Raw genomic sequence first — 14,556 nt, 5'->3', positions numbered from 1 at the left:
CCCGCTGCCGCCGTGCTCGGCCGGACTCAGCTCGGGTTCACCGGCGTCGCCCAGCGCTGGTTGCGATCACGCGTGCAGTTGTAGATCGCCAGAGCGTTGCCGTTGTCCGTGTTGTAGCCCACGTCGTCGACGCAGCGTCCGGCGAGCGCGCTCACCAGCGTTCCGTCGGGCCGTGCCGTCCACTGCTGGCTCGTGCCGCCGTGGCAGCCGACGTTCACGATGGCGGTGCCGTTCACCGTGTCGCCGATGTCGAGGCACTTGCCGTAGATGCGGAAGGTGCCATCACCCGGCGCCCACCACAGCTGCCCGGCCGGGCCGAAGCAGTCCCACAGCCACAGCCTGCTCGCGTTCGGGTCGTTGCCGTAGACGTCGATGCACTTGGTAGCGATGCCCACGATCGCGCCGCGGGACACCCACTCCGCCGTGTGCCGCCAGAGCTGCGTGCGGCCACCGGTGCAGTCGTTGATCTTCAGCGTGGCGCCGTTGTCGGTCGACGCCGTCGTGAGGCAGCGGCCCGAGACCGGGTTCACCACCGTGCCGTCGGGCTGAGCGACCCACTGCTGGGCCGGGTGGCTGTTGCACTCCCAGAGCGCCACGGCACTGCCGTCGGCGGTGTTCGCACCCGACACGTCGAGGCACTTGCCGTCGCCGCGCAGCGTGCCGTCACCCGGCGCCGTCCAGCTCTGGGCCACGTTGCCGTTGCAGGGCCACAGGTTGACCTGGTTGTTCAACGGGTTGTGGTTGTTGACGTCCAGGCACTTGCCCGCGGGACCGAGCAGAAGGCCGACCCGGCCGTTCTGGTCCGGCACCTGCCACACCTGCTCGGAACGCTGGGTGTTGCAGCCCCGCATGGACAGCCGGGCTCCCTTGTCCCCGCTGTCCGGCGTCACGCACCGGCCGGACGTGCGGCTGACGATCCGGCCGTCCGTGCGCCGCACCCACTGCTGGGCGTCGGTGCCGTTGCACTCTGCCAGCACGACCAGGGCGCCTTCCGCGCCGTAGTCGTTGGTGGTCAGGCAGCGGCCACCGGCGAGGAGCGTGCCTTCGTTCGACGTCCAGGTCTGCGCGAAAGCGCCGTGGCAGTCCCACATCCACACGACGGACTGGTACGGGTCGCCGTTCGCCATGTCGAGGCAGCGGTCGTTGACGCCCTTCAGCACGCCGGAGAAGACGGGGGTGTCCCGCTTGATCCGGACGTTGCGGAAGCGGACGGTGTCGTTGGCACCGTCGTTCTGCAGACCGACGAACGTGTTGCGCCACGTCTGCGTCGCGTCACCCGTCGTGTACTGGTTGACCTGCTGACCGTTGACGAGCACGGTCACCGAGTTCCAGCGGACCTTGAGCTCGAAGGTGTTCCACTCACCGGTCGGCTTCACCGGTGCGGTGGTGGTCGGCGCCTGGGAGCCGGGGATGCCGCCGGTCTTCAGGGTGTCGGTGGCGTTCTTCGGGCCGATCTGGACCTCGAAACCGGTCCGTCCCGGCGCGCCGGCGTCGGAGCCGGGGTTGTTCATCAGGAGGAGCACACCGGAGTCGGAGTTGTCCGTGGTGGCCTTCCAGTCGACCTTCATCGTGTAGTCGTTGCCGTAGGTGTGCGCCCCGTACCAGGAGACGTCGGTGCCGTCCTTGGTCACGAGCTCGCAGCCGTCGGCGCCGAGCTTCGTCCCGGTGGTCTGCCAGGCGTCCAGACCCGACTCGATCCGGCCGTCGAACGCGCTGTAGAAGCCGGGCTCGTCCTGCGGGGTGACGCAGTTGCCGGTCGTGCCGGCGGGGACCTTCGTGCCACCGACGAAGTACCCGGTGACGTCGGCCGACAGCCTGGTCTGGCCGCGCTCGTTGCGGATGTCGACCTTGCCGCTGTCGCCCAGGGGAGCGAGCACGAGACCCGCGAACGCCTCGGCCTTGCGGGTGCTGACGCTGGACACCGGGGTCCAGCCGGCCTCGCTCGGCGAGACGCTGAGGTCGGTGCCGAGGTTCGGGTCGAGACCCGTGACGACGAGCGCCGCCGACGTCGCCGCGGAGCTCACGCCCGCGACCCCGCCGACCTTCACGGTCGCCTTCTGGCCGTGCCCGATCGGAGCCTTGGGCAGGCCGTTGCCGGTGGCCGTGTCGGCGATGCGGCTGGCCTCGGGCAGCGTCACGTACTTCGCGCCGCCCGCGCCGGGACCGAACCAGCCGACGACGTCGAGCGCGACACCCGCGGTGTTGCCGTAGCTGGCGACGCGGATCTTGCCGTTCTCGTCGATCGGCACGATGCCGAGGCCGGACCGCTTCTCGCCCTGGTTGACCGTCACCGTCGTGGTGCCGGGGCTGTTGGCGCCGTACGCGAGCAGGTACGCCTCGCCGGTCGCCTCGAACCCGGTGATGTTGACCGCCACCGAGGTCGCGGTGCTCGGCACACCGGCGTTGCCGCGGATCTGCACCTCCTGCGACTGGCCGGCGCCCAGCGACCCGGTGCGCGGGCTGCCCGCGAAGCCGCGGGTGTCGAGGACGCGCTGCGGCTGAGTCTTGGCGAAGTAGTTGTCGGTGCTCTGCGACGGGCTGAAGTAGCCCATGTAGTCGACGACGACCCACGAGTTGCTGCTCTTGCTGCGGATGCGGATCGCGCGGTCCGGTCCGAGCGGAGCGAACATCGTCAGCGAGTTGAACGCGTTGCCGCGCCGCACCTGCACACCGGTCGCCTTGGACGACGAGGTGTTCGGATCGCCGGGCGTGACGTCGACGACGTTCTCGTCGTCCGACCGCACGCTGACCGTGATCGCCACCGCGGTGGTGTCACCGGGCACGTCCGGGAACGCCAGCGTCGTGACCTGCCCCGCCGTGTAGGCCTGGCTGTGGACGCGTTGCTGCTGCGGCAGAACGGTGAAGCCGGAACCCGTGAACGCCGGAACCCCGCTCGGCGCGCCCAGGTTCAGCGTTCCGTTGCCCCAGGTGGTGTCGGACTTCTTGGGGTTCGCCCTGCTCTGCAGCACGGACTGGATCTGCGCGGCGTCGAGCGCCGGGTTGTCGCCCTTGAGCAGCGCCGCCGCACCGGCGACGTGCGCCGCGGCGGCCGAGGTGCCCGGGAACCCGGAAGGACCCCAGCTGGAGGTGCTGACCCTGTCGAAGCCCGTGATGTCCGGCTTCTGCCTGCCGTCGATCGTCGGACCGCGGCCGCTGTAGGCCTCGATCTGGCCGCTGGCCGGCTCGGTCGCGCCCACGGTGATCACGTGCGGCGACGTGCCGGGCTCGGTGATGCTGCCCGCCGCGGTCGCGTACTGCAGCTGGCCGTCGGCCGGACCCGCGACGAACAGGTCGAACTGCGTGATGAACCGCGCGTTGTTGTTCTTCACGTAGACGTAGTAGGTGATGCCGGCCCCGGTGGTGTTCGCGAAGGTGACCTCCTCGGTCGGTGCGAGACCGCCCTGGGTGTCCTTCTGGGACCGGGTGGAGACCGCGACGAGGTCAGGGTCGTTCACGCCGGTGGGCGCGTGCGGCCGGGTCATGACGTAGAGGTCGAGGTCCTCGTTCGTCTTCGGCCAGGCGTCCCAGCGGATGCTGACCGTGCCCGTGGTGTTGCCCTGCAACGTGAACGCGTTGTTCTCCGCGCCGTCCTTGAACTCGACGAAGGAGTTGGCGTTCACGTCCGCGGCCTTGCCCGAGAAGTGCAGGCGTGCCTGGTTTCCGGCCGCGACGCTCCACAGGATGCCCGCTTCACGGCTGCGCTTGACCACACCGGCCGGGCTGTCGTCCGGGCCGGAGCCGTCGCCACGGCCACCGGCGGGGCTGAGGAAGCCGACAGCCGCCGTGATCACCTGCACGCCCTGCGAGCGCAACCAGTCCGCCGCGCTCGCGAAGCTGACGGTGTCCTCGACGCAGGCGAGGTAGAGCGCCGCGTCGGGAGCCATGTCGTTCACGACCTCGGCCACGTTCGTGCCGTGCTCGGTGTGCGTGCCGGAGTCGAGGCAGCCGGTGCCGTTGACGGTGAGCTTCGGGCCGGTCGGCGGCAGTTCGCCCGCGGTCTGCGCGGCCTCGAGGCCACCGAAGCCGACGTCGATGATGCCGACCTTGACGCCGGCGCCCTTCTTGCCCGCCGCGATCCAGTTGTTCGCTTTGGACAGACCGACGCCCTCGGACGTGACGGCCATGGGGATCGCCCGGTCCGGTAACCGGACCTCGGCGACGCCGGGCTGGCTCGCGACCAGGTCGAGCTTGTCACCGGGCACCGCGGCCTTGACCCTGCCGGAGCCGGTCTGGGCGACCACGCCGCCCGCCTTCTCCACCGCGGACCGCAGCTGTGCGGTGTTGCCGCCGTCGACGTAGACCAGCGTCCGGCCGGCCTTGTCCTTGGCGACCTTCTGAGTGGGTCTCGCGTCGTCCACCGAGTTCACGACATCGGGTCTGGACCCGTTCGACGGAGCCGCCACCGCCACTTCCGGCGTTGCGACGACAACCGCCCCCAGCGTGCAATACACGGCCGCTACGGCCGCACGTCGCAGTCTTCTCATTCTCTTCCTGTCTCTTCAGTTCCCTCAGACCGGCCGCTTCGTCAGCGACCGGCAACGAAGAGCGGGCGACCCGGATCCGCGATCTGCGCTGGATCCGGCAGCATCCCGACCTCTTTCCCCCGCCCGGACACGTGGGCGAGCAGCAGGCTCGACGCCGTCAGGCCCCACTTGGCCTGCGCCCCGAACCCCGGGAAAAGCATGATCACGGGCCACTCGTCCGGGTTCTCGTGCAGCGGAACCCAGAAGAAGGTGTGCCCGGAAACCGTGTAACCCCAAGGGATCACCCCACCGGACTCGGGGAAGAACGGCGCGGGGATCGGACGCTTGGCGCGCACCCGCGCCAGCACGTCCTCCGCGAGCCGTTCGAACCGGAAGTCCTGACCGGCTGCCCCCGGCACGACGAGCCTGATGCCGAGGAAGTCCCCCGGCCCGAAGTGGTCGGCCACGGCCTTGTAGTCACCGGGGAACCGGAAACCCAGCCGACCCTCCACTTCGGACCAGTCCACTTCGGACTCCCCCGCCGCGACCCTGGTCACGGAGGCGAGCTCAGCGGTCAGGTCGTGCGGTGGCTCCGCCTTCCGGTTGCCGAGCGCCGCCTGCCAGATCTTCGGGTTCGGCGCCGGCGGCGGCTTCGGTTCCTCGTCCTCTGCTTCGGCCGGTGTGAACTCCGGGTGCTCCACCGGCTCGAACCCCAGCAGGTCGCTGGTGATCCGGCCGGCGAGCAGGTCCAGCAGGAACGCCGAGGTGTCGCCCTGGTACTCCTCCCACCGGGAGAAGTCGTCGTCGCAGTAGACGACGGTCCAGTCGTCCGGGCCACCGGAGTCGGTGCGCCAGAACAACGTCACGCCGTCACCCGCGCCACCCCACGGGATGAGGCCGCCCGGCTGGGGGAACAGGCGGTGCGGCAGGGTTCCCCGCGCCACCCGCTCCCCCGCGAGCTCCAGCGCCTCCGCGAAGTCCCGCTCGAACTCGTCGAACGCCACCTCGTCCTCGGCCGGCGAGACCAGCGCGACGAAGTCGTCGAACAGGCCCGTGCCGAACACCGTCATCAGCCGCTTGTAGTCCTCGGGGAACACGAACCCGAGCCGCCGCTCGGCCTCCTGCCAGCCGAGCGCGACGTGATCGCCCGGCTCCCAGCCGAGCAACGTCACGAGCTCATCAACATGTCGGCGCAATGACACTGCCTTCCTCGATGTTGAACACGTCCACCTCGCACTTGAAGCCCTTGTTCCCGTACGCCCGGATGCTGATCATGTACGGCTGCGGGTCGCTTTCGTCCGCGTACTCCGGGGTCACCTGGTAGTAGATCTTCTCCTTGGCGACCTTCACCTGGTCGCGCACGGTGATCTCGATGCCGAGCATGTCCGGGTTGTTGACCTTGTCGTACAACGGGACCATGTTGTCGCGACGGTTCGAGCCCCAGAACATGTGCGCCACCAGGTGTCCCTTGACGTGGCCTTCCTTGCGCGCGTAACCGGCGGGTTCCAGCGGGGTGAGCCGGTCGTCGGGGTTGATCGCGGTCAGGCAGACAGCGGCACCCGTCGCCCGCATGGCCGGCCCCTTGCGGGGCTTGCCCTTGTACTTGCCCTTGAAGCTGGTCGGCTCCATCGGGCCGTAGTACGGCCTGTTCTCCGCCATCCCCAGGTCGCCGCAGAAGTCGTCGTCGTTCGGGTTCGTCGTGCCCGGCGGACGCGGGTCGTCCGCGCCGTCGGCCTCCGTGACGTCCCGCTCGTCCTCGATGTACTTCCAGCCGAGGTTGAGGATCTCCGTCGCCGCGGTCGCCGCCGCCACCTGGGTCGCCGCGGCGACGACCGTCGAACCCGCGCCGGGACGCACCAACGTGCGCATCGCGTTGATCCACCAGATCGGAGGAGGCGGCGGTGCGGGCGGGACGAAGACCGGAGGCTTCGGCGTGCAGTTGACGACGCACTTGGGCGGCTGGCCACCGCCGCAGTTGGGCGCGCAGTTCGGGTTGGGATTCGGGTTGGGGTTCGGGTTCGGGTTGGGATTCTGGTTCGGGGTCGGGTTCGGCCGGGGCTGCGGAAGGCGCCAGTTGCCTCGTTTGAACTCCACCTTGGGCGCCGGCTCGGTGGCCCACAGGATCAAGGTGCCGACGACCACGATCGCGCCGAGGGCGAAGCCGAACGCCGCACCCGGCGGTCCTCCCACCACCCCGCCGACTGCGGCACCGGCACAGGCCGGTGCCATGACGGCACAGTGACCGGTCGGATCGGCGTTCCTGACCGGGTCGCCGTTGCCGTAGGCGAACCGGTTGGCCGCGATGGACGGCTTCGGGCTCACGTTCCAGTCGTCACGGCTGACGAACTGACCTGCGTTCGGCGAGTACCACCGCGCCGACATGTTCACCGCGCCGGTCGAGCTGTCCGTCCAGTCGCCCTGGTAGCCGAGCGATGACGCGTCACCCGACGAGGACAGGACCTTGCCGAACGGGTCGAACGAGCGCAGCCCGTCCGCACCGCTGCCCAGGTAACGGCCGATCACGTCGCCGTGCTGGTCGGCGAAGGTCATCCGGCCGGTGCCGGTCGTGCTCTTGTCGGACAGCGCGGTGCCGTCCGGCAGCCTGGTGATCTTGCGGCTGCCGTCGCTGACCGCCTCGTTGGTGAGTCCGGCGTACTGGAACTGCGTGCCGTTGCGGTCAGATACGCGGTCCATGGCGTCGTAGCGGTATTGCACCGCGCCACTGCTCGCCATCCGGTCGAATGCGTCGAACGCGGAGTTGGCGGTCTGACCGTTCTGCGTCGTGGACGAGAGAGTGCCGCGCGCGGTGTAGGTGTACGTCGCACCGCCACCTGACTTCATCCGGTTGCGTTCGTCGTAGGTGAAGGTGGCCGCACCTGCCGACGTCCGGTTGCCCGCGTCGTCCCAGCCGTACGACGTCGTGTTGTTCGCACCATCCGTCCACGAGGTCAGACGGCCGGCACCGTCGTAGGTGTAGGCGTTGCTCGTCTTGCCGAGGTTGTTCGTGACCGACTTCGAGGTGACCTGGTCGTCGAGGTCGTAGCCGTAGTTCGTACCCAGCACCACCCGCGGTGGCAGACCGGAGTCGATGATCTGCTGCACCTGGTCGGACGTCTGCCTGCCGAGCGCGTCGTAACCGATCCGCCTGGTGACCTTGTTCGCCACCGCCCGATCGGCCACGACCGCGAGCCGCCCAGCGGCGTCGTACGCGTAGTCGACCGTGCGGCCGGTCAGCGGGTCGGACGCGCTGGTCAGCCTGCCCGCCTGGTCGTAGCCGAACGTGGCGGTGCCCGCCGTGTCCGTCCGCGACGCCAGGGTGTTGTCGGCGTTGTAGGAGTACGTCGCGGCACCCGCCGGCCCGGTCGACTCCAGGAGGTTGCCCCGGTCGTCGTACCGGTAAGTGCTGTCGCCGCTGGGTCCGCCGACCCGCGTGACGCGTCCGGCCTTGTCGTAGCCCAGCGTCCGGTCGGCGGTCGCCGACTCGGCGCCGGTGCCGTGCTCGACGGTCAGCCTGTCCTGCTCGTCGAACTCGCGGGTCAGCGTGACGCCACCCGGCTTGACGACCTTGACCTGCCTGCCCGCGGCGTCGTAGGACGCCGTCCAGGTGCGGTCGGCGAGGTTCGGGGTGGTGCTCGTCGACGGTTCGACGGTCGACTCCGACTTGCCCCAGACGTTGTAGGTGTACTGAGTCTCGCGGCCGTTGCCGTCGACGAACCTGCTCCGGTTGCCGAGCTTGTCGTACCCGAACGACGTGGTGATCGACTTCGTCGGGTTGACCTTCTCGATCTGCTGACGCAGCCGGTCGAGCTCGTCGTAGACGTACGTCGTCGTGCGTCCCTCGGCCGAGGTGTCGCCGGTGAGGTTCCCGTTCGCGTCGTAGGTGTTGCTCGACGCACGCAGCTGCTGACCGCCGACGAGTTGTTTCGTGTCGGTGGCCCGGCCGAGCAGGTCGTACACCGTGCTGGTGACGACACCGGACGGCTCGGTCATCGACGTCTGGCGGCCGGCGAAGTCGTAGTCGTAGCCGGTGACGCGGCCGGTCGGATCCGTCGCGGTGAGGACCTGGCCCGCCTTGTCGCGGGTGTACTTCGTGGTGAAGCCCTGCGGCGTGGTGACGGAAACCGGGTTGTGGGCGAGGTCGTACGCCGTCGTGGTGGTGTAGAAGGCGAACACGCCGGACGACCTGTCGACCTGGGTCGACGTGATTCGCCTGCCGAGCTCGTCGTAGGTGTACCTGGTCTCGCCGCCGGCCGCATCGACCTGTGCGAGCAGCTCGCCGAGCCGGTCGTAGCGGTGGGACAACACACTCGGCGTGGAGCCGACCTGCGGCAACGTCGTGGTCAGCGTGCGCCCGTACGGGTCGTAGGTGTGCGTCGTGATCTTGCCGAGCGGGTCGGTGAACTTCACGGGGTTGCCGGCGTGGTCGTACTCGGTCGCCGACCGAGAGGTGACCGCGGCGCCTCCAGGCGAGGTGTAAGCGGGCAGCACACCCGCGGTCGCGCGGCCCATCCCGTCGCGTTCGGTCGTGGCCACGGCGCCTGCACCGTTGCGCGAGTGCGTGACCTCGCCGAACGCGTTGCGTCCGACCGTTTCCGTGCTCGCGTGGCTCGGCGTGCGGACGCCGTTCACCCAAACCTCGGTGGCCGGGAGCGCCGTCTCCACGAGGTCGCCATTCGCGTCGTACTTCAGCTTCGTCGTCAGCTGACGGCGATCAGTGCTGGACACGACCAGGCCGCGCTCGTCGCGGACCGTCGTGCTCGACAACGCCGTGGTGGGGTTGAGGAACGCGTCCTCGCGAGTGACGAGGCCGACCGCGTCGTACTCGTAGTTGCTGCTCTCGACCCGGTTCGGGTCGGCGGCTCCCCGCGCCTCGATCCGCGTGATGTTGCCGTCCGCGTCGCGCCGGAAGGTCTTCGCGCGGCGCAGGCCGTCCGGGTCGAGCGTCGTGCTGGTCAGGAAGCTCGCCGCGTCGAAGGTCTGCACCGACCGGCGACCGCCCGCGACCGACTGCTCGACGATGTTGCCCGCCGGGTCGTAGGTCCGCCGGTCCAGTTCGGCGTCGCACGGGCCGTTCTCGCCGACGCAGCCTTCGAGCGTGGTGGTGGCGGGCAGGCCGTCGTCGTAGTAGGTGAACCTGGTCGTCCTGCCCATCGCGTCGGTCGTGGTGGACAGCTGGCCGGCCGGGTCGTAGGCGCGGTACTCGAGCGCGAGGTTGGTCGCGCCGGGGTTCTGCGGGTCGACCCCGGTGCCGCTGACGTCCCGCGACAGCACCCGGTCTTCCTCGTCGTGGTGAGTCGCCCAGACGAAACCGCGGACATCTGTGACGACCTCGGTCAGCGCGTCGTCGCGGTAGTCGCGGGTCTCCTTGCCACCGTCCGGGTAGACCGTGCTCGCGAGACGATCGGACGCGTCGTAGGTGAAGCGCGTGGTGCGCGCCGCGTCACCCTGACCGCCCTGCGGCTGGTCGGCGACCGTCGTCTCGAGGAGGTTGCCGTTGCCGTCGTAGGAGTTGGTCGTGACCTTCGTGTGCGTCACGCCGGTCAGCTGGTTGAGCACCGGCGGCTCGGTGATCTTCGAGATCAGCGAGCGCGGCGAGTACTCGTACCGGGTCGTGCCGAACGCCGCACCGCCCGCGTTGGCCGTGGTGACGGACTTCGGGCGGCCGATGCCGTCGTACTCGTACCTGGTGAGCAGCCCGGTGGGCGACCGCGTCTCGGCGAGGTCACCGTTCGACCGGTACGAGTTGACGGTCTCCTGCGCGCGGCGCCCGGTGGTCTTCACGAGCAGACCCGCGGGAACCGTGCCACCCCCGACGGCGCTCTCGGTGCCGGCGGAGTAGGACAGCACCTCGGTGGGAGCCGCGCCGACACCGTCCGGCGTCGGGAACGTGCTCTTCGTCAGTCTGCCCGCGGTGTCGTACTGGTACGTGGTCCGGTAGCGCGTGTCGTCCGGCCCGGACGAGCGAGCGTCCGAAGTGGACTCCAGCTTGTCGCGCCGGGGGTCGAGCGGGTTGCCGGACTGGACGTAGGTGTAGTAGGTCGTGTTGCAGGAACCGGGCGCACGGCACGACTTGCTGCTGAGCACGTTGCCGCGGTCGTCGGTCGTCTGCTCGAAACGCCTGCCGTTCTCGTCGACGACCGCGGAGCGGAAGCCCGCGGTGTTGTACTCGACCTTCGTCGTGTGTCCCTTGTGGACACGCGAGGTGAGCCGGCCGCCGTTGTCGAGGTCGGAGTTGTAGGTCCAGTCGCCGTAGCCGCCCGGCCCGCGCAGCACCGTGGTGCGGGTGGGACCCTGCACCTTCGGGACGTCCATCGTCCAGGTGCGGCCCTGGTTGTCGACCATCGTCTTCACGCGGTCGTTCACGTCGTCGTAGGTCAGCTTGACGAACTGGCGGTTGTCCTGCGGCAGCTTGATGCCGGTCAGCTGATCGATCGCGGACCGGGCGCCGAAGTGCTGCTTGGCGGCCAGTGAACCGATCGGGTGCTGGTAGAGCGCGACCTCGTCGATCGAGCCCTCGAAGTAGAAGTCGCCACCGTTGGTCGCGGGCCAGTCCTTGGTCTGGCCCGCACCGAGCGTGAGCTTGCCCTGCTGCTTGTGGTCCACGAAGCCGGTGAGGTCGCTGCCGACCTTGGCGCCGTCCAGGTACATCGTCTGCGTGTCGATGGCCGCGGACAGCACGACGTGGTGCCACTGACCGTCGTCGACCTGGGTGGTGCTGCTGATCTGCCGGTCGCCTCCGTTGTCGCGCAACGAGAAACCGCCGTAGAGCAGACCGTCGGTGCCGACGTAGAGGAGCGGGGTCGACTTGCCGGACGAGGCCGGGAACGCCTGGTCGGCGTAGCTGAGCAGGGTGCCCTGGGCCGTCGTCTTGAACCACAGCTCCACCGCCAGCGACATCGTGCTGATGGTGAGCTTCTCGGGCAACGTGACGTAGCTGCTGTTGCCGTCGAAGGTCGCTGCCTTGTCGACGGTGCCGCCGAGTGCGCCGTCGGTGCCGAGGATCACGCCGTGCTGGGTGGCCGCGTTGTCGCCGGGCTGCCGGGCCATGGCGTTGCCGACCGTGTCACCGGAGGTCTCGCCGAAGCGCCAGTAGGCCTTCGGGTTGTTGTCGACGACGGAGCTGCGGTAGTGCGAACCGCTGGTGTGGTCGTAGGTCGTGCAGTTCGGGGTGGCGCCGGGCACGCACGCCGACGTCAGCTTGTCGCCGGTGTAGTTGTAGGTCCACACGAGCGGCTCGCCGCCCGCGTCCGGTGCCTCCGTCGAGATCGTCTTGACGTGCTTGCCGTCCCACGTCAGCGACAGGGTCCGCGAGCTGGTGTCGCTCGTGATCGTGATGACGCGGTCCTGCGTGTCGTACTCGAGGCGCTGGACCAGACCGGCGGGGTCGACGATCTCGCCGAGCCTGCCCTGCACGTCGAACACCCAGCGGCTGCCCGAGTTGTCCCGCAACGTGTAGCGGCCCGAGGCGGTGTCGTACACGAGTTCGGTGCTGTCGCCCAGCGGCGAGCCGAAGCTCGAGTCGGGGTTCTTGCCGAACCGGATCTGCCGGCCGCTCGGGAAGGTGACGACGACGTTGCCGGAGCGGTCGTCGTCGGCCTTGAGCCGCATGTCGAGCCGGGACGCCCAGCCCACGCCGAACGCGGTGTCACGACGCGGGTCGAGGCTGTTGTACGTGCGGGTGATCGTGAGGTCGGGCCCCGCGGTGGCCACCGACGCGTCGGTCACCACGGTGGAGTAGTTGCCGATGCCCGCGTCGAGACCCGGCCCTTGCACGCTGAACGGATTGCCCGCGAGGTGCGACGTGATCTGCGGCTGAGGCACGCGAGTGGTGAGGGCGAGCTTGACGTCCCAGTTCGGCGACGGGGTCACGGTGTCGTAGACCTTGACGCCCCAGAAGTAGCTCTTGCCCCAGCGCAGCGGTTGCGGCGTCCAGGACTGACCGCTCCAGCCGGACTCCTGGCAGTTCTCCGTGAGGTCGGAGTTGGAGCAGAGCCGGAAGTTGTAGGTGAGCCCCTTGCCCGGCCAGTTGTCCGGGTCGACACCTTCGGCGTACAGGGTGGGCTTGAGCGACTCGACGATCGCGCCGCTGCCCGGCTGCTGCAGGTTCGACGTCGGCCACAGGTTCTCGACCTTCAGGTCGATCCGGCCGTACGGCACCTCGAAGGCCTGGTGGAAGTCGGCGCCCGAAGCGAACATCGTCAGGTCGAGCTGGTAGTCGCCCGGCGCGAGGGCGTCGATCGGCACGTCGACCGTGCCGATCTGCATCGGACCGGTGGTCGTCGGGTAGCCGTACTTGGACGTCCGGATCGTCGTGCCGCCCTGCCGGACGATGTAGCCGAACTGGTGGCCGCTGCTCGGGGTCCAGGTCTTCGAACCGAGGTTGGTGACCTTCGCCTTGAGGTTGCCGGCCCGGTTGTTGGTCGGCAGCAGCACGTCGGTGACCTCGAACGCCGCGCCCTCGTCGGCGTAGCGCACGTCGAGATAAGGCGCATTGGCCGCGTTGGCCGAGGAGAAGCGGTGACCGGTGCCGTTGGTCTCGTTGCTGGCGCGCACACTCAGGCCGTGCGGGACGGCCATCCCGTGAGTCCAGCGGGTCATCACCTCGCCGCTGATCGGGATGAATCCCCAGCGGTTGCCGGCGCAGGAACCCAGTGCCGCGGAGCCGAGAGCCTGGCCGACCGCCGCCCCCGGCCAGCGGATGCCGGTGTTCCACGACTGCGTGACCTCGAACGCGGTGAACGAGTAGGAGGCGCAGGAGGCATCCGAGTTGTTGAGCCCGAGCGACGCACCGATCACGTACTTGCCGCTGATGGCGCCGAGCGACGGGAAGTGCAGGTAGGCGCGGCCGACGCCACCGCCGTCACCGACGTTGCCCGCGATCAGCACCGCCTCCCCGGAGTGGCCGCTCGGGGCGTTCTTCTGCACGTAGGTGTCGTCGGTCGCGGTGAGGTACTGCCCGACGGACGGGTCGACGGTGACGGGGAACGCTCGCGCCGGATCGCGCAGCCAGGCCTGGTCGAGGTCGAGGCGCAGGTTCCAGGTGCGGTCGCCGGTCTTCTCGACGGCGTAGCGGACTCCGGTGGAGCGGGCCCCGTTGGCGTCGTCCATGAAGCCGGCGGGAATCGTGGCGACGACCCGGTCGCCGTCCTTGAGCTCGACGTCACCGGACTCCGTGACGTGCGGCTGCATCCGGTCCAGCGTCAGTGCGAACGTGGTGGAGCTGGGCGCGCCGGAGCCGGACAGCACCAGCTCTTCCTTGAGCCCGTTGCGGGTCGCGGTGAGCCTCAGGTCCGTGCCGGGGCGCACGCCGCGGTAGGTGATCTGCGCGTCGTGCGCCTCACCGCGGACGTCGGCCGCGTCGCGCAGGCTGTAGCTGATCCTGTGATCGCTGTCGGCGGCGTAGCGGACCAGGGCACCGTCACCGCTGTTCGGGGCGAAGCTGATGTCAGCGGGGCTGTTCTTGGGCTTCACCCGGCCGTCGGACTCCGCGAGGGTGAGGTCGACCGGCTTCCACGAGCCGTCCTGCTGCCGGGTGTTGGCCTGACCGGTGTGCAGGCGCAGGGTGCGGCTGCCGTCGGGGTTGTCGAACGTCTGGGTGTCCGCGGTGCGGTCCTGCGGGCGTTCGGTGGCGCCGGGGTCGACCGCGGGGAGGGCCGAGGACTGGCTGACGGCCGGCTTGACGTGGCCCGGCTCCGCCGAGGGCTTCTTCACCTCGGGCAGCCCGGGCGCCTGGTCGGCCACCGCTCCCGCCGGACGGGCCTGATCGCGCTTGTCCAGCGCACGGGTGCCGCGGGTGGAGTCCGCCGACGCCTCGTGCGAGGACCCGTCAGCGGTTCCGGTGCGTTGCTGGGGTGCGGTGAGCGAGGCACCGAGCGGGATGGCTCCGAAAGTGCCGGGTGGTGTCTGCGAACCCGCCAGGATCGGCAGGGCGACGACCAGAACGAGCAGCAGACACAACGGTCTGCGCGCAGCACGAAACACCGACGCGTGTCTCACGCGTTCCCCCCAGAGTGTTTTGTTGTGAAGACCCTTCCCCAGGTCCGGCGAGAACCGTGACAGGGTCGTTGTCGCAGGTCAACGTGCGCTAGTTCAC

The 14,556-nt window shown here is 69.4% G+C and carries 3 protein-coding genes; all 3 read right to left on the bottom strand.

Translation table 11 applies throughout. From position 1 onward, the window contains the following. Positions 1-26: 26 nt before the first annotated feature. Positions 27-4,358, bottom strand: coding sequence for a ricin-type beta-trefoil lectin domain protein (locus AB0M24_RS19645; RefSeq protein WP_363769206.1), 4,332 nt, complete (start codon positions 4,356-4,358; stop codon positions 27-29). Positions 4,359-4,525: 167 nt separating this feature from the next. Next, entirely contained in the window at positions 4,526-5,659 is a 1,134-nt protein-coding gene (locus tag AB0M24_RS19640) for an SMI1/KNR4 family protein (protein ID WP_363769203.1), read from the bottom strand. Then, the gene (locus tag AB0M24_RS19635) at positions 5,643-14,444 is read right to left on the bottom strand and encodes a LamG-like jellyroll fold domain-containing protein (protein ID WP_363769200.1); all 8,802 of its coding nucleotides are present in this window, start codon (positions 14,442-14,444) and stop codon (positions 5,643-5,645) included. Before AB0M24_RS19635 ends, AB0M24_RS19640 begins: the two co-directional genes overlap by 17 nt. Positions 14,445-14,556: the final 112 nt, after the last annotated feature.

Origin of the sequence: Lentzea sp. NPDC051838, from assembly GCF_040681245.1 — a bacterium.
Taxonomy (GTDB): domain Bacteria; phylum Actinomycetota; class Actinomycetes; order Mycobacteriales; family Pseudonocardiaceae; genus Lentzea.
Note: the sequence above shows the minus strand (reverse complement) of the source record. Positions and strands in the feature narration are given on the sequence as shown.